The sequence below is a fragment of the Nostoc sp. genome, assembly GCF_036917195.1.
Taxonomy (GTDB): Bacteria; Cyanobacteriota; Cyanobacteriia; order Cyanobacteriales; family Nostocaceae; genus Nostoc.
In genome coordinates this window covers 56898-82170 of sequence record NZ_JBALDG010000050.1, presented here as the reverse complement: position 1 = coordinate 82170, position 25273 = coordinate 56898, and the positions used below count along the sequence as shown (strand labels likewise).

Sequence of the window (25273 nt, the reverse complement as noted above, 5' to 3'; positions counted from 1 at the left end):
TCAATAAATCAATAGTTCTTCTTCTCCTGCCCCCCTGCCCATTTATCAGCCTGATTACTGTTCACTGATTAGTGACCATTGACTGTTGACCATTGACTTTTGGAGTCAGGGATTCAGATGTAATTTGTGGTGGATTAAGTATATATAACAGACCAGCAGATGCAGCTACTAATAATAGAATGTAGGTAACAACAAGAGGTATGTATGTATTTGGTTTGTTGTCTGAATCCTTATGATCATTATTGGAGTCTTGGCAGACTAAATTGCTTATAAGAGTATGTGATAAAGCATTTCCATCCAGTCCTAAAGCATCTCCATAGCGACGGATGAATCCTTGAACAAAAATAGGCTCAGGCAATTCTTCAAATCGCTCTTCTTCTAAAGCTAGCAAAATACCTGCTCGAATCAGTGTTTGAGCGGCTATTTCTTCTATGCGGATGGATTTTTCTTGTCTTACTTGTCGCAAGTGTGTGGTTATTTCCTTTAGCTGCTCTACTTGAGCTTGGTTTAAGAGCGTCACAGTCTTCTCCTGTATGGGCTAATTCTACTATTCATATAAAGACTTAAATCGGCATACGTATTTTTACTGAATAATTGATATTAGAGAAATTTTTTTATAATGGTTAGAGCCTAGATTTGAAAATACTAAAGCTGCTCATGCTAAGTATTTTCTCTGTTGAAATACATACTTTATAATTAAAAAATTAGGGCATGAAAGTTAATAAACTGCAATTTCTAATGCAACTATTTTCCCAATTGCTACTCTGGGCTGGGATAATTGCAGCGATCGCTTACTGTGCCATCTGTGTATTTCTTTTTATTAGGCAACCTCGGTTCATTTTCTTTCCTTCTGCTGTTATTGAAAAGACACCAGAGTTTTTTAATCTCCCTTACGAAGAGGTTTGGTTACCTGTAGCAGTTAAAACAGCCAAGGTAGAACACATTCACGGTTGGTGGATAGAAGCCAAGCAACCCAATGCTAAGGTATTACTATACTTACACGGTAACGGTATCAATATTGGCGCAAATATAGCTCATGCCAATCGGTTTCATCAACTAGGGTTTTCGGTATTGCTGATTGATTATCGGGGTTATGGTCGCAGTGAGGGTATGTTTCCCAACGAAAAGCGGGTTTATGAAGATGCAGTCACAGCTTGGAATTACTTGGTGCAGCAACAAAAGATTCCACCCAGCCAAATTTTTCTTTATGGACATTCTCTGGGGGGTGCGATCGCCATCGATTTGGCAGTGAAACACCCCCAAGCCGCTGGTTTGATTGTGGAAAGCTCCTTTACATCCATCCGCGATTTAATAACTTATCGAAACATGTTTTGGATGTTTCCTGTGGATTTAATCTTGACACAGCGGTTTAATTCCATTAAAAAATTGCCAAAGTTAAAAATGCCAGTTTTATTCGTTCATGGCGCTGCTGATTCGACTGTACCCTCTTTCATGAGCCAAAAACTGTATGCCGTTGCTCCCGAACCAAAGCAACTATTGTTGGTTCCAGGAGCAGATCATAACGACACAGCAGTAGTTGCCGGTTTGCAATATTTGCAATGGGTAGAGTCCTTTGTGCAACAAGTGCAAGCTAGTAGCTATTTGAATTCCTGAGCATTCATCAGCTTCAACTAGCTTTGGGGACTTCCAAAATTAAATTACTCAATTTCTGTAATCCAATACGACTATCCGATTTCTTCTCCCCCTGCTCCCCCTGCTCCCCCTGCTTACCAAAACGATTGATTATTTTTTTATTTGGAAGTCCCTTGCGTTGGTGCAGCCCGCCGCAGGCATCGCTTATGGTGTTGGCACAGTTGCTTACTTCAAAAATCTTCATCAAAATTCCATTCCGATATATCGCGACATATTCCGATATATCGTATATTAGAGAAAGTTGATTTGAGATTCATTTATGTTTAGACACTTTCGGTCACGTTTTGGCGCACCTGCATGGGCAGGAGTTAGCGAAGATGATTCATTGCTTGTCAGGTCTTGGTTTGGGCATGGCAAGCATCATCGTAGAGATCATGGCAAACACTTCGGCAATGAAATGTTTGGTCGTGGTTGGGGAGATGAATATCGGACTCGTCGGGGTGACATCAAGTTCATCTTGCTGGAATTGTTATCTGAGCATCCTAGTCATGGTTACGACCTGATTAAAGAGATGGAAACTCGTTATGGTGGTTTTCGTCGCCTCAGTCCTGGCTCAGTGTATCCAACACTCCAATTACTGGAGGAAGGTGGTTATCTCAAGAGCGCACAGGAAGGTGGCAAGCGGATTTACACGATTACGGATGAGGGTAGACAATTATTGGCAGAACGTGCCCAACAAGAAACTTCAGACTCTCCTTGGGATACCTTCAAAAGTTTTGTGACAGGTAAGCCTCAAGAGTTTATTGAGTTGCGAAATGCCGCAACAGAATTAGCTGCTGTTGTGGTGCAGGTTGCTCGCAGTGGCAATATGGAGCGAATAAATCGGGTGCGTGAGCTTTTAGAACAAGTTAAACGGGAAATTTACGCGATTCTTGCTGAGAAATGAGTCGGGAGTTGGGAGTGAGGAGTCAGAATATATACAGATAGACCTAACAAGAACAGCCCCTTCCCTTGCAGGGAAGGAGAGCAAGATTTAAAGCCTCTGACACGACATGCAAGGCTCGTCGGCAGAGCCACCCAACGCAGTGGCTCCTCCTTTTAGGAGAGAGGAATGGAAGTGAGGTCAGAGTGTATTGCATACAAACGATCACTCGCTATAAAATTCTGTTAACTAATGAAGCGATCGCACTTAAATCTGGCTCGATGAGTGAGTTCAGGAATGTCCACAACTGCAAATCAGTAAAATCTGGTATTGCCATAAATGCGCCGACTTCCTGCAAAAGTTGCGGATCGTGGGTGGAGGCGATGCCAATAGTGCGGATACCTGCACTCACCGCCGCCCAAATACCAGAGGGAGAGTCTTCTAAGGCGATCGCTTCTTCTGCTGTAATCCCCAACTTACTCAGGGCAACTTGGTAGGGCGCAGGGTCGGGTTTACCTGCAATACAATCATCCGCTAAAACAATTGTATGAAAAGCTTCTTTGATTCCCAAAACCTCTAGCATAAATTCTGCATTTAATCTAGGGGCATTAGTTACTAATGCCCGTTTTAACTGATGTGTATCTGTCCATGCTAGTAGTTCAGAAAATCCACTCAGCGGTTTGAGATCAGGGGCGAGTTTGCGGAAAAGCGCCTCTTTTTCGTCTGCAAATTTTTGTCCTTCTGTTACTGATAATTGTGGCAGAATGTCTTTGACAATTTCTGGATTTAGCCGCCCACTAACTTGGGATCTATAAAATGTTTCGTCAATTTCAATGCTGAAATTTAACAGCATTTCCTGCCAAGCTCGGTAGTGTATAGGGTCAGTGTTGACAATAGTGCCGTCTAGGTCAAAGAGAATTGCAGCCAGCATGATTTTTGGGTAAAATGTAAATAATTGTTAACTTAATTTAAATAGTTTACATTGTTTTTTTGTCTTTATACAGCGCAAAAAGTCACAAATTAATCTGCTAAATCCTAAAATCTATACTGGATTGGGCATGTAAGGGCAGACAGGTAGAGCCTTTCAAGTAACTGTCATATAATTGATAACCTTCTATGTAAGCAAATGCTAGCCGCTACAAACTCTTTTCGCGTTGATGATTTACTAGTACAGATTTACAACTCTGAAGTCGAAATGGCCCAAGATATTGCACAAATCGCGCAAAAGCATTTACAGCAAGTTCTTACACAACAGGATACAGTTGCTGTATTGTTAGCAACAGGTAACTCCCAACTCAAATTTCTTGATGCTTTGATTGCATTGGGTGGTGTAGATTGGTCACGGATTATTCTGTTCCATCTAGATGAATATTTGGGAATTACTGCTGACCATTCTGCCAGTTTCCGGCGCTATATGCGAGAACGTGTAGAAAAGCTGGTTATTCCTAAGAGATTTCACTATATAGAAGGTGATACATTGCAACCAATGGCAGAGTGCGATCGCTACACTAAATTATTGCAAGCACAACCAATAGACTTATGTTGTCTTGGTATTGGCGAAAATGGACATTTGGCTTTTAACGATCCAGCAGTAGCAAATTTTCAAGATCCTTACAGTGTGAAACTAGTGAAACTGGATATAGTGAACCGTCAGCAGCAAGTAAGCACAGGTCACTTTCCGAATCTAGAAACTGTCCCACAATATGCTTTTACTGTCACCATCTCGACAATTTGTTCAGCTAAAAAAATTATCTGTCTGGCTCCAGAAAAACGTAAAGCGAATGTGGTAAAAGAGATGTTACAAGGAGCTATAAATACGGATTGTCCAGCTTCTATTCTTCGTCAACAACCCCAAGCAACGTTATTTTTAGACGTAAATTCTGCTAGTTTGCTGTCGTGAGGGAGTAGGAAGTAAAGCAGGTGAGAAGTCACCAAATTTACCCCAATGTTGTTATACTTCTTGAGTAAGTAAGTGAGCGTGAATAATTAAAAGTTTGTAGTAAGGGCTGGAGCCGCTTACTATGAGCCAAGGTATCGAATGCTGCCATCAACAGAAAGTGCATCCCCCTCCTACCAGCAATCTAAAAAAACCCCAAGACCTTTTCTTAGTATGCGGACTCCAAAGTCTAGGGCAACATTGTGTTGCAGTCCTAAAGGAATACGATGTTAAAGTCAGTGCCATTGATGATGTGCAGCCGGAACATTGGGAAGTCCCAGAAGTACCTAGCTTACTAAAAAAGTTAATTATCGGAGACTGCCGCCAGCCAAGCGTTTTAGAGCAGGCAGGTATAGAGCAGTGTCGTTCAATACTTTTAGTGACAAGAAATGAGCGGATGAATATAGAAGCTGCGTTTGCAGCACGGCGTCTTAATCCGCATGTTCGCCTGATTGTACGTTCTGACAAACAAAATTTCAACAAACTTTTGTGTGAAAATTTAGGCAATTTTGTTGCCTTTGAGCCTACCCATCTCTCAGCTTATGCCTTTGCTCTAGCAGCTCTTGGATCTGAAGCAATTGGATATTTCACTTTAGAAGGGCAACTATTGCAAGTAATAAAGCATCAGGTACAAGCGAAGGATAGTTGGTGCAATGGCAAGCCAGTACATAGACTCAATCTCACAACTCGCCGCATCTTGAGTCACACACCTATTTTATCTTATCCACTTAGAGAATTGTTTGAGTGGGACCCAGAAGCAGAAGTTCAGGTAGGAGACACACTGGTTTATATTGATGTTGCATACGAACTGGCTTTATCTGAGCAACATCGGAAATCTTATAGCCAAAGTTGGCAGTGGCAACAGTTTGTTCAAGGCATCACAGCAAAGAATCTCAAGGATAAAATAGCGCAATTTTGGCAATCTTACTACCAAAGCCAAAATCAAATCCGGCGAATTGCAACAATCTATGCAATTACCGTACTCATCCTATGGCTCATTGGAATAATTCTTTACCGCTTGTATTATCCTCACATCAGTCTGCAAGAAGCTTTCTATGCGACAGCAGTCTTGCTCTTGGGAGGATACGGAGATTTATTTGGCGGTGTTGAGTTTACATTACAATCACAACCCTCAGACTATATTCCGTGGTGGTTGCGGTTCTTTAGCCTGGGACTCACGTTGACAGGCCAAGCTTTTGTAGGAGTATTATATGCACTGGTGACTGATGCTCTTGTCACTTCAAGATTCCAGTTTTTCAATTCCCGTCCTCCGATGCCACAACGCAACCATGTGGTGATTATTGGCTTAAATCGCTTGGGACAGAGAGTGGCTGCTCTTTTGCAAGAACTCAACCAGCCGTTAGTAGGAATTCATACTACCACTCTCGACCAAGACACTTTACCCGATATGCCCCTTATCATTGGCAATGCTAGCGAAGCACTAACTAAGGTGAATCTTTCCGGTGCTAAAAGCATCGTTTTAGTTGGGGACGATAACATGGAAAATCTGGAAATTGGTTTGATGGCTCATGCAATGAACCCCGTCACTAGCTTGATTATCCGCTCTCAAGATCGTCATTTTAGTGATAATATAGCCCCTCTGTTTCCCTATGCCCAAGTTCTGTGTGGCGCGGCTTTGTCGGCGGAAGTCTTTGCTTGTGCTGCCTTTGGAGAAAATGTTTTGAGCTTGTTTCACTTGAGCGAGCAAATAGTCATGGTAACGGAATATAAGATTGAAGATGGCGATACCCTGAATGGGTTGCTTCTATCTGAAATAGCCTATGGCTACAGTGTTGTGCCGATTCTCTACCAGAAATATCGGCGAGACAATTATTCCTTGATGCCCTGGTATGATGTTAAGCTTTATGCTGGCGATCGCTTGATTGTTTTAGCCACAAGCAGTAGTTTGCAGCGAATTGAATGGGGTGAAATGCTACCTCGCCTTTGGCAGGTGCAGATTGAAAAAGCTCTGACTACAAATGCTATGATCTATGGTGCTGAAGAAATAGTCTTGATTACGGGATGTAGTTCCGCTACTGCTAGGCAATGGATGAATAATTTGCCTGGAGTATTACCAATACAACTTTATAAACATCAAGCTCAACGTCTTGTGCGTGAGCTAACAAAAATACAAGTTTTGGCAAATGTAATCTTCATTGGGCAAGGTAGTAGCTCGACTTGAGCGAACTGGCGTGTAATTGTAGGGGCGCAATATTAATGTATTGTGCCCCTACGCGTGTGCTCTAACCGCTGTAATAGCCTAAAGTTTACACAAACGCCGATTGTACGTTTTTTACAGTGTGGTGAATACTATTTAGAACGAGGAGAACCTGTTACTTCATTAGGATCGCTATAAGCCCGGATTTTATCACGATTACGAGGCAGAAAACCAAATAAACCGCCTAGACCAAGTAAACCTAGCCAACCCCAATCGAAACCGCGATCGCTAGTTCCTTCGGAAGCTGCGATGCCTGTATTCCTGTTAGTACCTGTAGTGTCAGTACCTGAGCTAGTGCCACCGCCTGTAGTGTCAGTGCCTGTTGTGCCAGTGCCTGTAGTTCCACCACCACCTGTAGTGTCAGTGCCTGTTGTGCCAGTGCCTGTAGTTCCACCACCGCCTGTAGTGCCAGTGCCTGTTGTGCCAGTGCCTGTAGTTCCACCACCGCCTGTAGTGCCAGTGCCTGTTGTACCAGTACCTGTTGTGCCAGTGCCTGTAGTTCCACCACCGCCTGTAGTGTCAGTGCCTGTACCAGTACCTGTTGTGCCAGTGCCTGTACCAGTACCTGTTGTACCAGTGCCTGTACCAGTACCTGTAGTGTCAGTGCCTGTACCAGTACCTGTAGTGCCAGTGCCTGTACCAGCACCTGTTGTGCCAGTGCCTGTACCAGTACCTGTTGTACCAGTACCTGTTGTGCCAGTGCCTGTACCAGTACCTGTTGTACCAGTACCTGTTGTGCCAGTGCCTGTACCAGTACCTGTTGTGCCAGTGCCTGTACCAGTGCCTGTACCAGTGCCTCCACTGGAGCTTCCGCTGCTGGAGCTTCCGCTGCTGGAGCCTCCACTACCGGAGCCTCCACTACCAGAGCCTCCACTACCAGAGCCTCCGCCGCCTCCGCTTTGGGCATAAACAGAAGGAGGTAAAGACAAAGAAGCGAAACTGATGGCAAAGACAGTAGCCAAAACAGCTTTAGAGAAATTAATAGGCTTCATAGTTATGGTTCCTTTTTTTCTAGATTTCTGTGATTGATTTTCAAAACCGATATTATCTACTCAATCTACTGCTAAATTAGGTAAATTTTGACAGGATACATTCAGAAGTCTTTCACCTAGTTTATTTTGGAAAAATTGAAAGCATTTAAAGCTCATACAACAACTTACAATTCTTCATAATCGAACTAATTCATAATTAGCAATTACTAATTTATGATTGTGAACCCATGACTAAACTTGCTTGTTCACAATAAAATCAGATAGGATTGCTATACAAACCTTTAATTATTCACGCTCACCTACTTAATAAGTAAAGTAAACGCTAAATTAAATAGGATTTTCACCTCAATAAATATTATAACTTTATTGACATTAGCTTTTAGTTAGTTGGATAGAAATAAACATAGGAATTTTAAGCAGCCAGATACTGCCAGTGGTTGAGACTGTGTTTAACAATACTCTACAATAATATTTCACCTGAGAACTTATAACTTCATACTTCAGGTGTGTCTTACCTTAGACTTCAGGAATATTTTTAACGCTATCTACAGGTGATGGAAGCCGAGTGCGATCGCAAGCTAGACTTACAACGGCTGGAAAGCTTATCTTATCCAATTATCACACCTGATGCGTTGCTCTTACAACACTGGTTGCCTTGGGTTATTGAGCCGTTTAAAATCCGTCTTCAAGACCATCAGCAAACTCTACAGATAAATCTCCCTTCAAATCTCCTGTCGCTGTTCTTAGATGGCATTAGCTTAAAAAGAATCTTAGCAGAATTGTTGAATAATGCTTATAACTACAAACCTGCGGGTGATGAAATTGTCCTAACTGTCCGTCACAATTCCTCGGAAGCGTCCGCAAAAACTATTATTACTACCACTAATTCAGCAGATATTTCGGTAACAGAGTTACCACGAATCTTTGATAAATTTTATCGCCTTACCATTGCAGACATCTGGGATAAAGTGGTTCGAGATTAGGTTTATCTATAGTACAGAAATTAGCCGAACAACTGAAAGGAAACATTTAAGTGTAAAGCGGCAACGAATGAATGATATTCACCCTTACATTAACTGATTTATAAGTTTATAATAGCAATTTAATGTATCTAAAGTTGCTAATACCAATTCTCTAAGAGGCTGCATAAAATCAGGCTTGGTAAGACTTGGGGCTTGAGCAACTGGTTCTATGCAACTTCACAGATAATCGGGATCAACCTCATAAATGCTGACTTTAATTATAAAATAAATTACTAAATAATTTATAAATATAAATTATTGTGACTTTTATCGGCTACACAAAAATGTGATAATAAAAGCAAATTATTAAATTACGAAAAATGTCATTAACTATATCTTCCACACCTCAAGGTTTTAGTGCATTTATTACTAATTTGGGAATCCGAGATACAACTGATGATTTTGTATTTATTAAATCATCAGTTCCTTGTGTTGCTGATGGAGTCTTCACTCAAAGTCTTTTCGCTGGTCCAAGTGTTACTATTAGCCGCGATAACTTAAAAGATTCACAAGCACAAGGAATTATCGTTATATCTAAGAATGCAAATGTAGCTAATGGTTCTGTTGGGATCGCTGACGCCCAAGAGGTTTTGCAATTGGTTGCAACTGAAACTGGAATTGCTGAACATAATATTGTGATAGCTTCTACAGGTGTAATTGGCAGACGTTACCCGATTGAAAAAATCCGAGCAGGTTTATTAGGATTGGGAAAAAAATTGACTGCTGCTGATTTTCATGCCGCAGCCCGTGGTATTATGACCACCGATACAGTAGCAAAACTAGCTACACGGCAAATAGGAAATGCCAAGCTGGTAGGAATTGCCAAAGGTGTCGGCATGATTGAGCCTAATATGGCTACCCTCCTAACTTTCTTTTTTACTGATGCTGCAATTTCTGCAAATAGCCTTCGTTTTATTTTTCGCTCTACTATAGATAAAACCTTTAACTGTCTGAGTGTAGACACTGACACTTCTACTAGTGACTCCGCCGTGATTTTAGCTAATGGAATAGCCGGTGAAGTTTCAGAACCAGATTTTGCCAGTGCATTGCAAGAAGTTGCACAAGAATTGGTGCTGAAAATTGCCCAAGATGCAGAAGGTGCTACCAAGATTATTCAGGTGACTGTAGATTCGGCGATTAACTATGCACAAGCTAAAACAGTAGCTAAAGCAATTGTGAATTCACCATTAGTAAAAACTGCCGTCTATGGAGCAGATCCGAATTGGGGACGAGTTGCTATGGCTATAGGCAAATGTGAAAATGAACAGCAGATAAATCCAGAACGAGTTATTATCAGTTTTGATAACGTGAAAGTTTATCCTAATAGCTTAACTAATGAAAATCTGGAACAGTTGCGGCAAATTATGTCCAAAGATAAAGTAGATATTCATGTTAGCCTCAATCTTGGCGAAGCTTCTGCAACTGTATGGGGTTGCGATCTTTCAGAGGGTTATATAGAAATAAATGGCAAATACTCAACTTGATTAACGATATTTTATTACTCTCGTGAGAGGATAATCAATGTATTGTCAGCTTAACCTACTAAGGGTATTTGATTGGGTTCAACAACGGTTACATGATTCCATGTAGATTATCTGCCAGATTTTTCTCTATACCCTGCCTAGCCAAAGTTTAACGTGAGTTTGACTAACCTCTCCCTGCCTTGAACTAAAGTTCAAATCTGTGCCTTTGGAACTCGGAGAGGGACGGTTTTACGTAGTAAAATCTCTTAGAGGTCTTTTAATTAAGCTAATTAGATGGACACTATATGAGCCGTCGAATTCACGTAAGAAGAACTTTGGCATCAGGCAAAAATGATGCTAGATGCTTCATATTCCGGGTAATTCCACGGGCATGATATTAGTCCTCATCTAGAGATGCATAAATGGCATAGGTACATCAATAGCTAAAAGTAAACCTCCACTTACCAATTGCTTTGTTAAAAAAGTTGACACAGGTAGTTTAAATGTATTATACTATAATACATTAAGGATGAGTTAGATTAAAAAGACTTCCTACCCAATACAGCACAGTGGAAATAAAATTACCATTTGTACGCAATTAGTTAATATTACAAAAAAACTTTTTCAAAATCTCATACTTCACCCAAAATAACTCGCTCAACGCTGCATAACTGACAAATATGGATTTTGACTATTTTAGAAGCAATGAAGGCACTCCTACAAATAATACCCGGCAAAGCTTGCTTGCTAGCGGTTGGCGACCGTTTAACCGAGAATTAGACTGGGAGTTTTTGTGGCAACTGTTATACAGTGACTCCCGCGAATTAACTCAAAAAAGTTTGAATTTAGCGAGTAATGTTGCTGATATTTTGGGACGAAATAATTATGCTTGGTGGGCTAATTTATTAAATATTGTATCTGATAATACCCGCTACGAAGTTGAAAAGTTTTGGAATTACATTACGCCAGATCCTCAATCACCAGATCATCGCTACAAAGATGTTTTGAGTACGGAAACGCCCATCGTCCAATTTGTCAGTCGTAGTAGCATTCCCATTGATTATGTTCTTAACCGACTGCAAGAAATTACTGTACTGCGAGTTTTACATGTATTGGGTAATCCCGATATTATTACTCAGTATTATTCAGAAAGAGATTTTTATTTTCCTATAGATAAATTTGTGAACTGGGAACGCTTAGACGTTATCAATACTGTTTATGCTTACTGGTCGAAGGATGACGTTTGGTTGCAAATTGACCCCTACGATCGCGGACGACGACAATATAGTTTAATGGCGAAAAATCTGGCACCACTAATTAACAAAGCGACTTACGACCTAGCAGTTATGCTAAGTGGATATCAAAGTCGTGTAGGCAAAGTTCATAGTCAATTTCCCATTCGTACATTTCCCGCAGATATCCAAAACTTTACTGATTCTGTACAGCAGGCGATTCTTAATCAAAACCAATTAGCGGTTGTTGTACATGGGCAACCAGGTACAGGTAAAACAGTCTGGACACAGGCAGTAGCAAAAGAAATTCTTGTACCTTTAGGATATGTAATTTTTATTTTAGATCATGATGCGATCGCTAACTTTGTCCCACCAACTTACATAGAGCGTATTTGTATCGTTATTAACGAAGCTGATAATCTAGCGCAAAATCGTGCTTCTGAGGTAGCGCAATACAATAACAAAACCGAACACATTTTGAGTTTACTGGATGGCACTTTGTATCAGAGTGTAATTGATGAGTCTGGTATTCAGATGCAGCAACGGTTAGTTGTTTTGATGACTTGTAACACTACTGAAAGATTAGATCCAGCCATGTTACGTAAGGGCAGGGTAGATTTAATATATGAGTTTACGCAACTATTTGTTTAAAGAAGGCTGTTATTGTTGAACTACACTACTTCCCCCTTCTTGCTCCCCATCTCAGTCGTGGCCTAAGTACCTTAAAATTACTATATTTCTGCTTTCAGCACTTTCACCTTTTCACCTGTTTTTCTGATCCAAGTTGATGCTCTTTGCGCCAAGCCTGGGGAGGTAAACCGTGATATTGGTGAAACTGATGGGAGAAATGAGACACATCCTGATAAGGGACTTCCAAGAAATAAATTATCTAAATAAACGTAGACGCGCAGCGGCTTGTTGTAGGTTACCACTCCAGACACAGAGAAGCCAGTGCCCCCTTGCGGTTAAGAGACTTGTCCCTTGCGCGTCTCCCTTAGGAGAAGCAACTGGCGCGACACAGAGAGAGGAGAAATTGAGAGGGTTTTTGCGTTAGTTTTGGGATATCTTTTATTTGGAAGTCCTTAACCCAATGCTTTCGCAATTTTTTCGACTGTCTGATTATCATTTTCGAGAAAAAAACGAGTTCCCGCCATCCGGCGTTTGACAATCCAGCAGTTTACAGTCTCTCCTGTCGCTTTACTACTCAGTTAGTTAAGTAAGCAGGAGAAGGAAAGTAACCAACTGCAAGAGCCACATCACACACCTTAGTCATTGGAGGACGAGACGACATGACTGGATTTGCCCCCTAGAATTCTCTGAAGAAATCGCCAGGGAAATTCCTGATGCCGACCTCAGAATCTTTGAAAACAGTGGTCATTTGATTCGGGCTGATGAGCCGGAAGCGCTCCGAGATGCGATCGCAGGGTTCCTGGTCTACAAGGGGTCGTCTCAGAAAACGGAAAACAAAGCACGTTAAGACCGCCGCGATGGGTATGACCGCAAGAGGCAACTGGTCAGTCAGCTTTGACACGCCTCAGCAAGATTTCGATCAACTCGTGTCATTCGCTTGACCGATAACGCATCTCCCAATCGGCTATACGTTCATATCCCTTCCCGGCTTCCGCGCTGCGGTGTGGTGGCTTACAGCCGATCTTGACAGTCGCTCGGTGCCGTGTCCAGATCCGAGCCAACTGACTCGCGCTAAGAAAGCGTGTTCACCGATGGTCTCGCGGTGTATTGCAACCCGTCAACGAGCAGAGCAACCATGCGGCGTGCCCCGGTTTCACCGCTACGGCTCTCAACAACTTCAACGGCACGCGCAGCGTGGAAGAAGGCGCGCGCGAGCCTGTCCGCCTCGCGCTCATCGGGCCAGACGAGCCAACCGGCACGTTCTCGGACGAGGACGGCCCAGTCGCGTGGTAATGTGGCGCGGCGTCGCTTCCAGCGCCGCCCCGCCGCCCCGTTTATTGGACATTTAGGAACCCACGCGGCAGAACACAGCGTTATCGGCCCGGCTCCCACGCCTGATTCCGCCGCGAAGCTGACGTGCGGGTTCCGACGGAACAGGTCGTCTTTGCCGCCGAACATGGCGCTGCAATTGGTGGCCAACTCGATTTTTGCCGGAACTGGAAACTGATCTCAGAACAAGGAAAACACACATGAACACACTAAATGAACAACGGCGGGTGGCGCTGGTGACGGGCGCCAACAAAGGTATCGGGCTCGAAACGGCGCGTCAACTGGCGCGCGATCACGGTTTTTCCGTTTTGCTGGGCGCCCGCGACGAAAAACGCGGCACCGATGCGGCGAACCAACTGCGAAACGAGGGACTCGATGTGCAGTTTCTTTTGCTCGACCCGACAAATCCGGCTTCGATTGAGCGCGCGCGAACCGAAGTCGAAGACAAGTTCGGGCGTTTGGATGTGCTGGTCAACAACGCCGGATTTGTGGTGCACGAGGATATGGCGCTCCCTGTCAGCGTGCCGACATCTGCACTACGCGACACCTACGACCTCAACGTGTTCGCGGTTCATTCGGTCACTCAAGCGTTCTGGCCGCTTTTGGAGAAATCGGACGCCGCTCGTTTAGTGAATGTGTCGTCGGCTATAGGTTCGCTTTCGCTGGTCCGCGATTTCGAGGGGCCGGTGAAAGACATCAAGCTCATCGCCTACGCTTCGAGCAAAGCCGCTCTCAACATGATGACGGTTCATTATGCGTGGCAATGGCGAGACACCCGGCACAAGGCCAACGTGCTTCATCCGGGCAATGTCAAAACCGACCCCAACCCAAACGGCGAGATTTCGGTCGAAGAAGGCGCCAAAACAAGCGTTGAAATGGCCACCATCGGAAACGACGGGCCAACCGGCCAATTCTTTCATCTGGGCCAGCAATTGCCCTGGTAAAAGCAATCACTGCCGACGCGGTTTGCAAGGCGACTCGATTCGAGATTTGTGGCACGGCGGCGCAACGGGAAGAAGCCGGAAATTAACCGGACACTTGCCTCACAAACCGTGCTGGGCGGCGTCGGGCTGCCCGAAGACGTTGGCGGCGTGGTAGCTTTGCTCTTGTCGGACGAGATGCGCTGGGTCAACGGCCAGCGCATCGAAGTGAAAGGCGGAACCTACTTGTAACCTACTTAAACGGTGCTCTGTCTACCTCTGGCAAACAGCGCCGTTGCTGACTCAGGAGAAACTATCATGCGTATTTTTGTAACTGGAGCCACAGGCTTCATCGGTTCAGCCATCGTTCCCGAACTGCTCGGCACGGGGCATTAGGTGCTGGGTTTCGCACAGATGCTTGAGTTTCTACGTCAAGCAGTAGACCGCAACTATGGGGTAGCCTGGGAAGTTTATCTGAATTAGCCTGGCTTGGGTCGATTTTAAGCGAGGAATTCATAAGCTCACTTTATGATTCATTCTTCGCAATCACCCTTTGTGGATTTCCCAAAAAACGGTATCATACACTACTATTTTTGAGCGATCGCAAAAGTTTTCGGTCTACTGAAAGTAATTTATTGATGATAATCGGCTTTGATAAAGTCGAAAACTTCTTTTAATTGGAGAATGGGAAAGATTGACTTAGGAGGGATTATGGCTTCTCTACCAGAGGCTTTGCCAACGCCAAAAAATGAAGCTTTGATACTTGATGACGGAGTTCAAAAACTCGTTAACGGAGTTCAAAAACTCGTTCACGGAGCTAAAAGACTCGTTCACGAGTATCAAAGACTCGTTCACGGAGCTAAAAGACTCGTTCATGAGTATCAAAGACTCGTTAACGGAGCTAAAAGACTCGTTCACGAGTATCAAAGACTCGTTAACGGAGCTAAAAGACTCGTTCACGAGTATCAAAGACTCGTTAACGGAGCTAAAAGACTCGTTCATGAGTATCAAAGACTCGTTAACGGAGCTAATTGGTGCTTCAACTTTTAAGATTTCTACTGCTGTTGCTTTTGTTGCCGCAGCAGCAGGGGTAAAAGTTGCCAAGCATGGCAGGAGAAACTGATGTTTTAGCAGTTTGTGTCAAAGGTATTGATTTAAGATTACAGGTAATGAAAAACTAGATTTGTGGAGAATTAATTTTCCCCTGCTATCAAGGAGTAATAATGGTTTTAAGTCAATATCAACGTGCTGTAGGCGTATTTACTCATCGTCGAGATGCAGAACAGGCACTATATGAATTGAGAGATTCTGGCTTGGCGATGGAAAAAGTATCTGTAGTTGTACAGAATTTAGACCGCAATCATGAAATTGCCGATGATCAAATTAAAGAGCGCACTGGTGATAAAGCTGACGAAGGTGCAACAGTAGGAGGGCTTTCAGGGGGCGCTGTTGGTGGGTTGACTGGTTTATTAGTAGGTCTTGGTACTTTGGCAATCCCCGGAGTTGGGCCAATAATGCTGGCTGGGGCAGCCGCAACTGCTTTGGTTACAACCCTTGTTGGCGCAAGTATTGGTGCTGCTACTGGAACTTTTGCTGGTGCATTAGTTGGTTGGGGAATATCGGAAGAACAAGCTAGAGCATATAACCAGCGAGTAGAGTATGGACATTATTTAATAATCGTGGATTGTACATCTTTGGAAATTGCTACAGTAGAAGCAATTCTACGGCGTTGGGGTATTGAAGAGTTTGGCATTTACGAGCATTTCAACAGTGAGCAATCACCTACAAATTATCTGACCACGACAACTTCCGCTACTACTATTCCTAATAAAAGTGGGATTTTGACCAAGTATGCTATTAGTTACTTTGATAATATAGATAATGCTGAAGCGGCAATTAATGATATGTATGTCGCAGGTTTTCCAGCAAATCAGATTTCCTTAATTAGCAAAGACTTTTCTCAATTGATTGGGTCAATAGATGTTAATTTAAGTGAGCGCTTTGACGCTATGAGGCTAGGAATAGGAGATGAGTGGGCACGCTTTTACAACGAGCAAATTGCTCAAGGCAATTACATACTCATCGTTAGTGGTACAGACAATGAGCTTGAGCAGGTTAGCTTGATTCTGGGCAATTATGGAGTTCAGGAATGTCAAATTTATGACCCTATGTTAATTCGTTCTTAAAAAGGAGTACTGGAAAATTTAACAGTTTTGTCAGAGCAAACAAATATACAGCTATACTTTCAAAATCTTACTGTTTTTAGCTGTATCTGTTACAGCTTATAACTTAGGCATAAAGACAAGTATTTCAAGCGTGTCCGAAGTAGAGTAATTAATAATATTCCACCCGGAAACCGGGCGAATATATGGCTAATACCAATTATCTATGAGGTTATATAGAACAAGGGGCTTAAGCCCCTTGTCTTACCAAGCCTGATTTTGTGGAGTTTCACAAAGAATTGGTATAAGCAATAGTGCTGGCTAAATTACTTGATCTAAATCTTCTCAGAAATTTAGAAATGTAATTAATAGCCTTCTATTGTAAAACCAGCAGATTGAACTATCTGCTTAATTGTTTCTTCAGAAGCCGCAGCGTCTACAGTTACAGTTTTTGCATTAACGTCCACATCTACTTTGGCATCAGATTCCATAGTCAAAATAGATTTAGTTATTTTTTTGGCGCAGTCATCACCTTTGATATCCGGAACTTTCAATTTAATCGCCATTATTTACCTCATTACGTCCACTGGAATTTCTATTTCACAAATATAATAACAGTTAATATAGGGAATGTAAATCTTACTATAGTGAGGGAATTGGGTATCCAAAAGATAGTAATAAATAATAGCTATACTTAAATAGTCATTGAAACAATTTGTATGCGTGAAATTAAATAAAATGGCAAAACATATAAAGTAATTTATGAAAATCTACTTAGTCCTACTAACTTCTAAAAACCCGCTTTTTTAGTTTATTATGAAGGCTCCACTACTGATTGCAAATTCTCCTATAGGCGTTCCTGTTCGACACAGTTGTTCAGGCAACACTATTTGAACATACAAACGTTTATACGTAAGTCACAAAACTTTTTATCTATAGTTTTTAACTTATTTTTATGCACCAGGTACTTCTGCCTAACGTTCAAAGCATATATATATCCAAAAAGCAGCTGTCTTATGGCATATATCTACTGTGGGCTTGATAACAAAAACCTTCAGTGACGCAGTTGTGGCAGGAGTGTTGGACGGTTGACCCCTATGGTTTTCAGTGGATGTCGTTATCCACTTCCTTATTCTGCTTTGTTGGATTGAGGAAAGGGACTGCTGCGATTTACTTGAAAATAGGGCGATTGCAAAGAAAGCGGGATGATTTAGCAACTTCCAAAATTCCCCTCTGCCTCACGGCAGTTGCTACAACGCGGGGAACCCGCGCAACGCATTGCCTCCCCTGCAACGCCGAAAATAGTATAGGATATCAGGCTACCTATTTTTTTTGAGTTCCTGCATACTTCTCACGACCTTTGTTACTAAACTTCTGGGTGTAAATCTGACGCTCTCAGTCAATATCTTATTTCTCATCCCAGGAACGACAACAGTTTTGTTTGTCATTAAGCCGCGATAACCAATCTTAGCAACAGTTTCCGTCTCCATCATTCTCTTAATGTGAGCAATCTTTGAATCTTCCATTCCAGCTATTTGTTGAAATTCCGATGCTGGTGGCCCTGGACAAAGAACTGTCACGCTGACACCTGTGCCCTCTAATTCATTAGCGATCGCTTCTGAAAATGATAAGACATAGGCTTTAGTAGCGAAATAAACTGCCATTAAAGGCCCTGGTTGAAAAGCAGCAGATGAGGCCACGTTTAATATTTTTCCATAGTTTTGCTCGATCATATCCTTGAGAAATAACTTAGTTAAATGAGTCAGACTCCCTATATTTAGCTGTAGCATTTTCAGTTCAATGGTGAGGTCTGTTTCGTTAAATGCTCCATAAGTACTAAAACCAGCATTGTTAATCAGCACATCAATTTTGATGGATGCTTGCTGTAGTTCTGTGAAAATTTCTTCTGGGGATGTTGGGATAGATAAATCCTTAGCAAAAATTTTCACAAAAATGCCAAACTTTTGCGGAAATTCATCTATAATTTCATTAAGTTTTTCTTCATTATTATCCACTAACACCAGATTATAACTATGACGAGCAAAAATCTGGGTTAATTGATAGCCGATCCCACTAGCCGCTCCTGTAATTAGAGCAGTTTTTTTTCGCCGACTTTCAGATGCTTGATTCATGTTACAAAAATGACTAATTTGAGTTAATGAATTTAACTTTTATAAAAGTAGCTACAGCAATATATAATATTTGCTGTAGCTATTTTTATGGTGACAAAGAATGATGCTATCCACCTGAAATGAGTATGTTTAATCCAGCATATTAAGCGCAAATATAAAAATCTGTATCCATATAAACAAGAGCAAGAATATTTCATATCGTCATCAATGCCACAGCATGATTCCGTTGCTATAACTGACGTGCAAGCAGCACAAGAGCGGATTTTGGAGATTGCCCACCGCACACCCGTGCTGACTTCTAGAATTGTTAATGATCGCACTAATAGTCAAGTGTTCTTTAAGTGCGAAAACTTTCAACGCACTGGGGCATTTAAATTTAGAGGGGCCTACAATGCTCTAGCCCAACTATCGATAGCACAAAAACAAACAGGCGTTCTCACCTATTCATCAGGAAATCATGCCCAAGCGATCGCCTTAGCTGGACAATTACTAAATATTCCCACCACCATTGTCATGCCTGATGATGCTCCCGCTGTTAAGCAAACTGCTACTCGTAGCTATGGTGCAGAGGTAATTTTGTACAATCGCCAAGAAACAAACCGGGAAGAATTAGCCCAAAATCTAGCACAGGAGCGCTCTTTGACACTCATTCCCCCTTACGATCATCCCCATGTAGTCGCCGGACAGGGGACAACTGCTTTAGAACTGATCCAAGAAGTTGGTCAATTGGACTTACTATTAGTTTGTTGTGGCGGTGGCGGATTACTTTCCGGTTGTGCGATCGCAGCCAAAGCATTGTTACCCAATTGTAAAGTAATCGGGGTAGAACCAGCACTTGCCGACGATGCTACCCGCTCTTTTCACACCAAAACGCTGCAAACCGTCAAGAATCCTGATACCATCGCTGATGGTGCCCGGACTCCTAGCCTTGGTCGAATTACTTTCCCCTTAGTGCTGCATTACGTCGATGATATGGTAACGGTATCTGAAGAAGCGATTCTTCGCACCATGTTTTTCTTGTGGGAACGTCTGAAAATTGTAGTTGAACCCACTGGAGTACTTGCAGCAGCAGCCTTACTCGAAGGTGTGGTGACAGCACCAGAAGCGAGGATTGGTGTGATCATTAGCGGTGGAAATGTAGATTTGGCGCAAGTTGGTAAATTGTTTTCTGTAGGATTGTATTGAACCGAGTGTGCACTGCCCAATTTATCAAGTGTCTGTTAACTCAGAAAGCAGAGCGTGGTTTCTATTTTTACGATCTAAATGGTCATAACCTGGAAATATTAATCTGTGCATAGATTTTTGGTTGACACATCTTATGCTAAATTACCCGCTTTTGCCAAGAGGGAATTTGAATGATAAACTCTGCGCCCTGTCCAGGCGCAGAAATGCACTCTATTGTACCGTGATGTTTGTCTACTACGATTTGATAAGTGATTGATAATCCTAAACCAGTACCTTGTCCTACAGGTTTAGTAGTGAAAAAAGGATCAAATATTTTTTGTCTAACACTATCACTCATACCTACCCCATTATCCTTAATGGAAATGACGACTAAATCAGGATTGACTATTTGGGTACGAATTGCGATCGCGCTAGAATTGCTCATAATTTCCTCTGCTTTTCTTTCCTTATTTAACTTTTCCAAAGCATCAATCGCATTATTCATAATATTCATAAATACCTGATTTAGTTGCCCAGGATAACATTCTATTTTTTGCAAATTACCGTAATTTTTGATAATCTCAATTGCAGGCTTACCTGGTTTGGCTTGGAGACGGCTTTGCAAAATTAATAAGGTACTCTCAATTCCCTCATGAATGTTAACAGGTTTCATGTCAGCCTCATCTAACCGAGAGAAATTACGCAATGTCAGCACAATCTCCTCAATACGTTGCGTGCCAATTCTCATAGAAGATAAAATTTTAGGGATATCTTCTTTAATAAAATCAACATCAAAATTTTCTAAAAAATTTTTAATTTCTGGTGCAACATCAGGATAGGAATTTTGATAAATATTAATTAAATTAAGTAAATCTTGTGTGTAATCCTCAATGTGATCTAAGTTACCATGAATAAAACTTACAGGGTTATTAATTTCATGAGCAATACCAGCAATCATTTGCCCAAGACTGGACATTTTTTCTGTCTGAATAAGCTGGCTTTGAGTTATTTTTAATTCGTGTAATGTTTGCTTTAATCGCACATTATTTTCATTTAATTCCCTAGTTCTTTCCTGTATCTTATCTTCTAAGTTGGCGTAGAATCGGGCATTTTCTAAAGAAATAGCTGCTTGTGAAAACAGGAGTTTTAATATTCGTATTCTATCCGAAGTAAATGCTCCCACTGTTAAATTATTTTCTAAATAAAGTAAACCAATTAATTTGCCTTGATTAACGATACAAGTACACATGAGCGATTTAATTTGATGGTCAATAATATACGGATCTATCATAAAACTTCCTTCTTTAGTGGCATCAGATAAAACTACATCTGTTTGGGTTTTTGTGACATAATTGATTACAGATATAGGTAATTGCTGATAACTTTCTAATGGTATAAATTGACCAACAATTAAATCACCTTCAGCTACACTTGCTTGAGCTTCAATAAATAATTTTCCTCCTTTATCTAGAAGCAAAATACCAGTCTGAGCGCCAGCATTCTCAATCACAATTTCCATTAATTTTTCTAGCAAATTTTCCAGTAAAATTACTTCTGATAAAGCTTGTGATGCTTTAATAACTGTGAGTAAATCTAGTCCACTTGACTTTTCATTGATAGTGGAAATAGTAATAGTATTACTTGTAAACCCTACTTGAGAGTGCGTGGAAATTTTAGCAATTAATTCTGGGTATTTTAATTCCAAATCCTTAAATTTAGCACCTGCTCCCCAACGACGATAACCATAATGTGCCTTTGTCATGTATAGTGAAGCAAATTCATTTCTTCCTAGACTGAGATAAAATTCTGCCGCACATTCATAAGCTAGCGCCTCTTCATGAATATATCCAGAATTATGAGCGCCTTTAATTGCACAATCATAGTGTTTCATCGCTACTAATGCTTGTCCTAAAACTCGTGCTTTTTCTGCTTCTACTAGTTCATATTTGTGCTGATTATTTACAGGTGCATGAGCCGCCCATTCCTTTAATTGTTTTTGATTATCTTGCACTTTCTCCATAGCAGTTTTTATATCTGTTTGGAAAGTAGTATTTAAACACAGAGCCAACAATGCTAGAGAATAATAAAACTTATATTGAGGTAGATAAGCAGTCCCACTAGCTGCAACTTCATACTGTTGTGCTAATTGAGCGTTTTTAACAGACTGACCATAATCTTTAAAGAAATAACTTAAAATACTTTTGGCAAGATAAGCATAAAAGATGGCTGTAATATTTCCTGCCATTCTCTGCATTACTGATTGATTAAAACTCTCACCTTCTAAGTAAAATTTATTTTCCTGTCCTTGAACTAGTTCAATTACCATCTGTTTTAAGATAAGCAAACAAACAGTAAAATGTTCTTGCTGTATTTTGTGTGCTAAATTAATATATTGTTCTAGTTTTTTTTCCAGAATATCTAAATTTTCTCCAGCCCATAAAGGATGCCAACAAACTAATAAGCCATTGTAACCCACATACTCAATATCCCCTGTATCTAAACCACTCTGAACACCATCTTGTAAAGGTTCTATAGTTGCTTGAATATGTTCTTTCCAATGTCTAACAAAAATATTAAATAATCCATACACTTTAGATTTAATTTCTCTAGCGTTGAATTGCTCTAAAATCTGCAAAGATAATTTACCAAATCGATATCCTGATTCAATATCCTTAAGAGGCCCACATAAAATTAGCCCATAAAAACCATAGGCATAAGCTGCAAAAGATGAATTGCCATACTGCACACATAAATGAACCATCGTAAAAGCAATCAGTGGTAAAAGTGCAGGATCTGCTAAATAAGCGGGAGGCATGGCTGTCATTAGTATCCTCATCGCAGCTAGCTTATGAGCATCAGTCATTTCTGGCAGATTGACTAATTCTTCAATTGTTAGCTCTGCTGGTGGAGTTTGAGACAATGAAACTCCCAGTATCTCTAGCACCTGCAAATCTAAATCTAATGCTTCTCGCATTCGATTTTGAGCCACATAAAACTGAATCTTTTTCTCATATACTTTAACAGCATCAAGAATAGTTTTACTGTTACTTTTAACACTGATAAATAATGCTTCCGCCTGCTCAAAATTTGTATTTAAATATTCTGCTTCTACGGTTTCTACATGAAGAGCAAGAGTTAATTCATAATAATTTTGCCAACAATCAACTGCAAGTAAACTTAGACCTTTTCTAAAAAATTTTACAGCAGATTCGTAAGCAGCAGAATCCTTAGCTTTACGTCCAGAAATAAGATTTAACTCAGCTAGTTTATATCTTTCTTTTAGATAAAAAATTAGTTCAGTACCGATATTTAACTGGTTAACAATATCGAATATTTTTTGTTCGAGTAAACTTTCGTCAATATTCTTTAATAGCAGCCTACCAATATTTAAGTGAATCTCCTTTTTCTGCTCATCGGGTATCAACGCATAAGCTGCTTGTTGCACACGATCATGAAGAAACTTATAATCAATTACAAAAATATCAACATTATCTAATAGCTGTGGTAGTTTATAACTATCACTTAAAGGTATAACTAAACCAGCTTGTAGTGCTTCCCAAATATCTAATGCTGTGTCATTATCAGATTTTTCGTTAACACAAGAGAGTATATTTAAATTAAATCGATTGCCAATACAGGCAGCTATTTTTAAAATATTTTGTGTAGTGTTTTTGAGTTTTTGAATTTTACCTATCATTAATTCAACAACATTATCAGTAATTCCTAGTATTTGAATGTGTTGAATATTCCATTGCCATTGACCAGTAACAAAGTTAAAATAAAGTAGATTTTCTTGATGAATAAATTTGATTAATTGATTGATAAAAAACGGATTGCCAGCAGTTTTATTGAAAATTAATTTTGCTAATTCTTTAGAGTTCTCTAAACTAGATTTTAGTGTGTCGCTAACTAATTGAGAAACATCAGCAATTTTTAGATTTTGACAATGAATAATCTTGACAGAGCTACTATTTTTTTCAATTTCCTGCAAAACTAACATTAAAGGATGACTAATATCAACTTCATTATCTCGATAAGCTCCGATTATCAATAAATATTGAATCTCAGTATCTGTAGCTAATAACTGAATTAATTTTAATGAAGCTAAATCTGCCCATTGTAAATCATCTAGAAATACAACTAATGGATGGTCTTTTTGAGCAAACAAATTGATAAACTTTTGAAAAACCAAGTTGAAGCGATTTTGTGCTTCTGCTGAAGCTAGTTGTGCTACTTCTGGTTGTTTACCAATAATCAGTTCTAGTTCAGGAATAACATCAATAATAATTTGAGCATTTGGAACTAAAGCCTCTAAAAGTTTTATTTTCCAATTTGCTAGTTGTACTTCACTTTCTGTCAGTAATTGCTGCATTAACTCTTGAAATGCTTGAATTAGGGAAGCATAAGGAATATTGCGCTGAAATTGCTCAAATTTCCCAGCAATAAAATAGCCTCTGTTTTTAATAACAGGTTTATGGATTTCATTTACTAATGCTGATTTACCAATTCCCGAATAACCCGCAACTAATATTAATTCTTTATTTCCTTGATTAATTTTTTCAAAAGCAGTCATTAAGATATCTATTTCTGCTTCTCGTCCATACAACTTTTCGGGAATTTGTAGTTGGCTAGACTGATCTTGCTGACCAATGGAAAATTCGATTATAGAATTAGTTTGCTCTAACTGATTGAGACAGTTTTCTAAATCAGCTTTAATCCCAAAAGCACTTTGATATCTTTCCTCAGCAGTTTTGCTGAGTAATTTCATAATAATTGCAGAAATTACTTGAGGGATTTCTGGGATTAACTGATCTACTGTTGTAGGTTGTTTGGCAATATGACAATGAACTAACTCCATTGGATCAATTACTTGAAACGGTAACTGACCTGTGAGCATTTCATAAAAAGTTACACCCAACGAATAGAAGTCTGTACGATAATCAACTGTTCGGTTCATTCTTCCTGTTTGCTGTGGAGACATATAGGCTAGAGTTCCTTCAAGCAAATCAGGATTACTGAGTTTGGGTTTTTCTTGAAAAAGCAGTGATGAGATAGAAAAATCAATAATTTTAACTTGATGATTTTCTAAATTAACAATAATATTTTGTGGTTTAATATCTTTATGAATAATATAATTTTGGTGTAATTCACCTAAAGCTTGGGTAATTTTAATGCCTATATTGAGAAAATCAAGTAACTCTATTTTTTCTGACTGGATAATTTTGGAGAGGGAAGTACCATCAAAGTTTTCTAACACAATGGCAAAACCATTGTTATATTTTTCTAGACTATGAACTTTAATAACTCCTGGGATATCTAAATTTTTTAGCAGTTCATATTCATGTTTGAATGCCGCTATATCTTTTAGCTCAGGGTATTCTGTTTTTAAAAGTTTAATAACTACTAGTTTACTATCTTTATTTCTACTGGCTCGATAAACAGTAGTTTTGGTTCCTTCATAAATTAATTCTAAAATTTGGTAATTAGATAATGCAATCATTTGTTATATTAAGAATTGAAGCGTTTTTTAAATTGGGTAAATGATGATTTTATTATTT

21 protein-coding genes and 2 pseudogenes are annotated in these 25273 nt (G+C 40.3%); 14 read left to right on the top strand and 9 right to left on the bottom strand.

Features of this window, described 5'->3' with window-relative positions; translation table 11 throughout:
- Positions 1–61 precede the first annotated feature (61 nt).
- On the bottom strand, positions 62–520 hold the full coding sequence (locus V7K40_RS15715; RefSeq protein ID WP_334961117.1) for a helix-turn-helix domain-containing protein: 459 nt from the start codon (positions 518–520) through the stop codon (positions 62–64).
- Between the two features lie 191 nt (positions 521–711).
- On the opposite strand from V7K40_RS15715, the gene V7K40_RS15710 reads away from it, so the two are divergent.
- Positions 712–1614, top strand: coding sequence for an alpha/beta fold hydrolase (locus V7K40_RS15710; RefSeq protein ID WP_334961115.1), 903 nt, complete (start codon positions 712–714; stop codon positions 1612–1614).
- 13 nt (positions 1615–1627) lie between these two features.
- Here the strand turns inward: V7K40_RS15710 and V7K40_RS15705 are convergent, their stop codons facing one another.
- Entirely contained in the window at positions 1628–1837 is a 210-nt protein-coding gene (locus tag V7K40_RS15705) for a hypothetical protein (RefSeq protein ID WP_334961113.1), read from the bottom strand.
- Positions 1838–1912: 75 nt separating this feature from the next.
- Between V7K40_RS15705 and V7K40_RS15700 the strand changes: the two genes are divergently transcribed.
- The gene (locus V7K40_RS15700; RefSeq protein ID WP_334961111.1) at positions 1913–2539 is read left to right on the top strand and encodes a PadR family transcriptional regulator; all 627 of its coding nucleotides are present in this window, start codon (positions 1913–1915) and stop codon (positions 2537–2539) included.
- A 208-nt stretch (positions 2540–2747) separates the two neighbouring features.
- Here the strand turns inward: V7K40_RS15700 and V7K40_RS15695 are convergent, their stop codons facing one another.
- Positions 2748–3446, bottom strand: coding sequence for an HAD-IA family hydrolase (locus tag V7K40_RS15695; RefSeq protein ID WP_334961109.1), 699 nt, complete (start codon positions 3444–3446; stop codon positions 2748–2750).
- A gap of 195 nt (positions 3447–3641) precedes the next feature.
- Here V7K40_RS15695 and V7K40_RS15690 point away from each other — a divergent pair, with 195 nt between their 5' ends.
- Together V7K40_RS15690 and V7K40_RS15685 are read left to right on the top strand one after the other, a co-directional pair.
- Complete coding sequence (locus V7K40_RS15690; protein ID WP_334961107.1) at positions 3642–4415, top strand: glucosamine-6-phosphate deaminase; 774 nt, start codon at positions 3642–3644, stop codon at positions 4413–4415.
- 121 nt (positions 4416–4536) lie between these two features.
- Positions 4537–6633: an NAD-binding protein gene (locus V7K40_RS15685; protein WP_334961105.1), complete on the top strand. Its 2097-nt coding sequence runs from the start codon at positions 4537–4539 to the stop codon at positions 6631–6633.
- 128 nt (positions 6634–6761) lie between these two features.
- Here V7K40_RS15685 and V7K40_RS15680 read toward each other — a convergent pair whose 3' ends face one another.
- Positions 6762–7661, bottom strand: coding sequence for a hypothetical protein (locus V7K40_RS15680; RefSeq protein ID WP_334961103.1), 900 nt, complete (start codon positions 7659–7661; stop codon positions 6762–6764).
- A gap of 554 nt (positions 7662–8215) precedes the next feature.
- On the opposite strand from V7K40_RS15680, the gene V7K40_RS15675 reads away from it, so the two are divergent.
- From V7K40_RS15675 to V7K40_RS15665, 3 genes are all read left to right on the top strand, one after another.
- Positions 8216–8644: an ATP-binding protein gene (locus V7K40_RS15675; protein WP_334961203.1), complete on the top strand. Its 429-nt coding sequence runs from the start codon at positions 8216–8218 to the stop codon at positions 8642–8644.
- A gap of 359 nt (positions 8645–9003) precedes the next feature.
- Positions 9004–10167 carry a bifunctional glutamate N-acetyltransferase/amino-acid acetyltransferase ArgJ gene (gene argJ / locus V7K40_RS15670; protein WP_334961101.1) on the top strand — a complete coding sequence of 388 codons (1164 nt, stop codon included), beginning with the start codon at positions 9004–9006 and terminating at the stop codon, positions 10165–10167.
- 659 nt (positions 10168–10826) lie between these two features.
- Positions 10827–12029: an AAA family ATPase gene (locus V7K40_RS15665; protein ID WP_334961099.1), complete on the top strand. Its 1203-nt coding sequence runs from the start codon at positions 10827–10829 to the stop codon at positions 12027–12029.
- A 434-nt stretch (positions 12030–12463) separates the two neighbouring features.
- On the opposite strand, the pseudogene V7K40_RS15660 reads toward V7K40_RS15665, so the two are convergent.
- Positions 12464–12639, bottom strand: a pseudogene (locus V7K40_RS15660) (response regulator); the annotation flags it as partial.
- A 130-nt stretch (positions 12640–12769) separates the two neighbouring features.
- Here V7K40_RS15660 and V7K40_RS15655 point away from each other — a divergent pair.
- From V7K40_RS15655 to V7K40_RS15640, 4 genes are all read left to right on the top strand, one after another.
- On the top strand, positions 12770–12949 hold the full coding sequence (locus V7K40_RS15655) for a hypothetical protein (protein WP_334961097.1): 180 nt from the start codon (positions 12770–12772) through the stop codon (positions 12947–12949).
- Between the two features lie 166 nt (positions 12950–13115).
- Positions 13116–13301, top strand: coding sequence for a hypothetical protein (locus tag V7K40_RS15650; RefSeq protein ID WP_334961095.1), 186 nt, complete (start codon positions 13116–13118; stop codon positions 13299–13301).
- A 236-nt stretch (positions 13302–13537) separates the two neighbouring features.
- Positions 13538–14281, top strand: a complete 744-nt coding sequence (locus V7K40_RS15645; RefSeq protein WP_334961093.1) for an SDR family oxidoreductase — start codon at positions 13538–13540, stop codon at positions 14279–14281.
- A 48-nt stretch (positions 14282–14329) separates the two neighbouring features.
- Positions 14330–14509, top strand: a complete 180-nt coding sequence (locus tag V7K40_RS15640; protein WP_334961091.1) for an SDR family oxidoreductase — start codon at positions 14330–14332, stop codon at positions 14507–14509.
- Between the two features lie 468 nt (positions 14510–14977).
- On the opposite strand, the gene V7K40_RS15635 is transcribed toward V7K40_RS15640, so the two are convergent.
- Positions 14978–15310: a hypothetical protein gene (locus V7K40_RS15635; protein WP_334961201.1), complete on the bottom strand. Its 333-nt coding sequence runs from the start codon at positions 15308–15310 to the stop codon at positions 14978–14980.
- Between V7K40_RS15635 and V7K40_RS15630 the strand changes: the two are divergent.
- Positions 15291–15377 (top strand): annotated as a pseudogene (locus V7K40_RS15630) (hypothetical protein); the annotation flags it as partial. The gene V7K40_RS15635 and the pseudogene V7K40_RS15630 sit on opposite strands and share 20 nt — an antisense overlap.
- A 103-nt stretch (positions 15378–15480) precedes the next feature.
- Positions 15481–16443 carry a hypothetical protein gene (locus V7K40_RS15625; protein ID WP_334961089.1) on the top strand — a complete coding sequence of 321 codons (963 nt, stop codon included), beginning with the start codon at positions 15481–15483 and terminating at the stop codon, positions 16441–16443.
- A gap of 341 nt (positions 16444–16784) precedes the next feature.
- On the opposite strand, the gene V7K40_RS15620 is transcribed toward V7K40_RS15625, so the two are convergent.
- Positions 16785–16985: a heavy-metal-associated domain-containing protein gene (locus V7K40_RS15620; protein ID WP_334961087.1), complete on the bottom strand. Its 201-nt coding sequence runs from the start codon at positions 16983–16985 to the stop codon at positions 16785–16787.
- 753 nt (positions 16986–17738) lie between these two features.
- On the bottom strand, positions 17739–18551 hold the full coding sequence (locus V7K40_RS15615; protein ID WP_334961085.1) for an SDR family oxidoreductase: 813 nt from the start codon (positions 18549–18551) through the stop codon (positions 17739–17741).
- Between the two features lie 207 nt (positions 18552–18758).
- On the opposite strand from V7K40_RS15615, the gene V7K40_RS15610 reads away from it, so the two are divergent.
- Positions 18759–19736, top strand: coding sequence for a threo-3-hydroxy-L-aspartate ammonia-lyase (locus V7K40_RS15610; RefSeq protein WP_334961083.1), 978 nt, complete (start codon positions 18759–18761; stop codon positions 19734–19736).
- A gap of 136 nt (positions 19737–19872) precedes the next feature.
- On the opposite strand, the gene V7K40_RS15605 is transcribed toward V7K40_RS15610, so the two are convergent.
- The gene (locus tag V7K40_RS15605; protein ID WP_334961081.1) at positions 19873–25215 is read right to left on the bottom strand and encodes an AAA family ATPase; all 5343 of its coding nucleotides are present in this window, start codon (positions 25213–25215) and stop codon (positions 19873–19875) included.
- Positions 25216–25273: the final 58 nt, after the last annotated feature.

Bases quoted from the DNA above. Each gene is read 5' to 3' on its own strand.
- V7K40_RS15710 (WP_334961115.1), top strand. From the start codon at position 712: ATGAAAGTTAATAAACTGCAATTTCTAATGCAACTATTTTCCCAATTG.
- V7K40_RS15705 (WP_334961113.1), bottom strand. From the start codon at position 1,837: ATGAAGATTTTTGAAGTAAGCAACTGTGCCAACACCATAAGCGATGCC.
- V7K40_RS15700 (WP_334961111.1), top strand. From the start codon at position 1,913: ATGTTTAGACACTTTCGGTCACGTTTTGGCGCACCTGCATGGGCAGGA.
- V7K40_RS15695 (WP_334961109.1), bottom strand. From the start codon at position 3,446: ATGCTGGCTGCAATTCTCTTTGACCTAGACGGCACTATTGTCAACACT.
- V7K40_RS15690 (WP_334961107.1), top strand. From the start codon at position 3,642: ATGCTAGCCGCTACAAACTCTTTTCGCGTTGATGATTTACTAGTACAG.
- V7K40_RS15685 (WP_334961105.1), top strand. From the start codon at position 4,537: ATGAGCCAAGGTATCGAATGCTGCCATCAACAGAAAGTGCATCCCCCT.
- V7K40_RS15680 (WP_334961103.1), bottom strand. From the start codon at position 7,661: ATGAAGCCTATTAATTTCTCTAAAGCTGTTTTGGCTACTGTCTTTGCC.
- V7K40_RS15675 (WP_334961203.1), top strand. From the start codon at position 8,216: ATGGAAGCCGAGTGCGATCGCAAGCTAGACTTACAACGGCTGGAAAGC.
- argJ (WP_334961101.1), top strand. From the start codon at position 9,004: ATGTCATTAACTATATCTTCCACACCTCAAGGTTTTAGTGCATTTATT.
- V7K40_RS15665 (WP_334961099.1), top strand. From the start codon at position 10,827: ATGGATTTTGACTATTTTAGAAGCAATGAAGGCACTCCTACAAATAAT.
- V7K40_RS15655 (WP_334961097.1), top strand. From the start codon at position 12,770: ATGAGCCGGAAGCGCTCCGAGATGCGATCGCAGGGTTCCTGGTCTACA.
- V7K40_RS15645 (WP_334961093.1), top strand. From the start codon at position 13,538: ATGAACACACTAAATGAACAACGGCGGGTGGCGCTGGTGACGGGCGCC.
- V7K40_RS15625 (WP_334961089.1), top strand. From the start codon at position 15,481: ATGGTTTTAAGTCAATATCAACGTGCTGTAGGCGTATTTACTCATCGT.
- V7K40_RS15620 (WP_334961087.1), bottom strand. From the start codon at position 16,985: ATGGCGATTAAATTGAAAGTTCCGGATATCAAAGGTGATGACTGCGCC.
- V7K40_RS15615 (WP_334961085.1), bottom strand. From the start codon at position 18,551: ATGAATCAAGCATCTGAAAGTCGGCGAAAAAAAACTGCTCTAATTACA.
- V7K40_RS15610 (WP_334961083.1), top strand. From the start codon at position 18,759: ATGCCACAGCATGATTCCGTTGCTATAACTGACGTGCAAGCAGCACAA.
- V7K40_RS15605 (WP_334961081.1), bottom strand. From the start codon at position 25,215: ATGATTGCATTATCTAATTACCAAATTTTAGAATTAATTTATGAAGGA.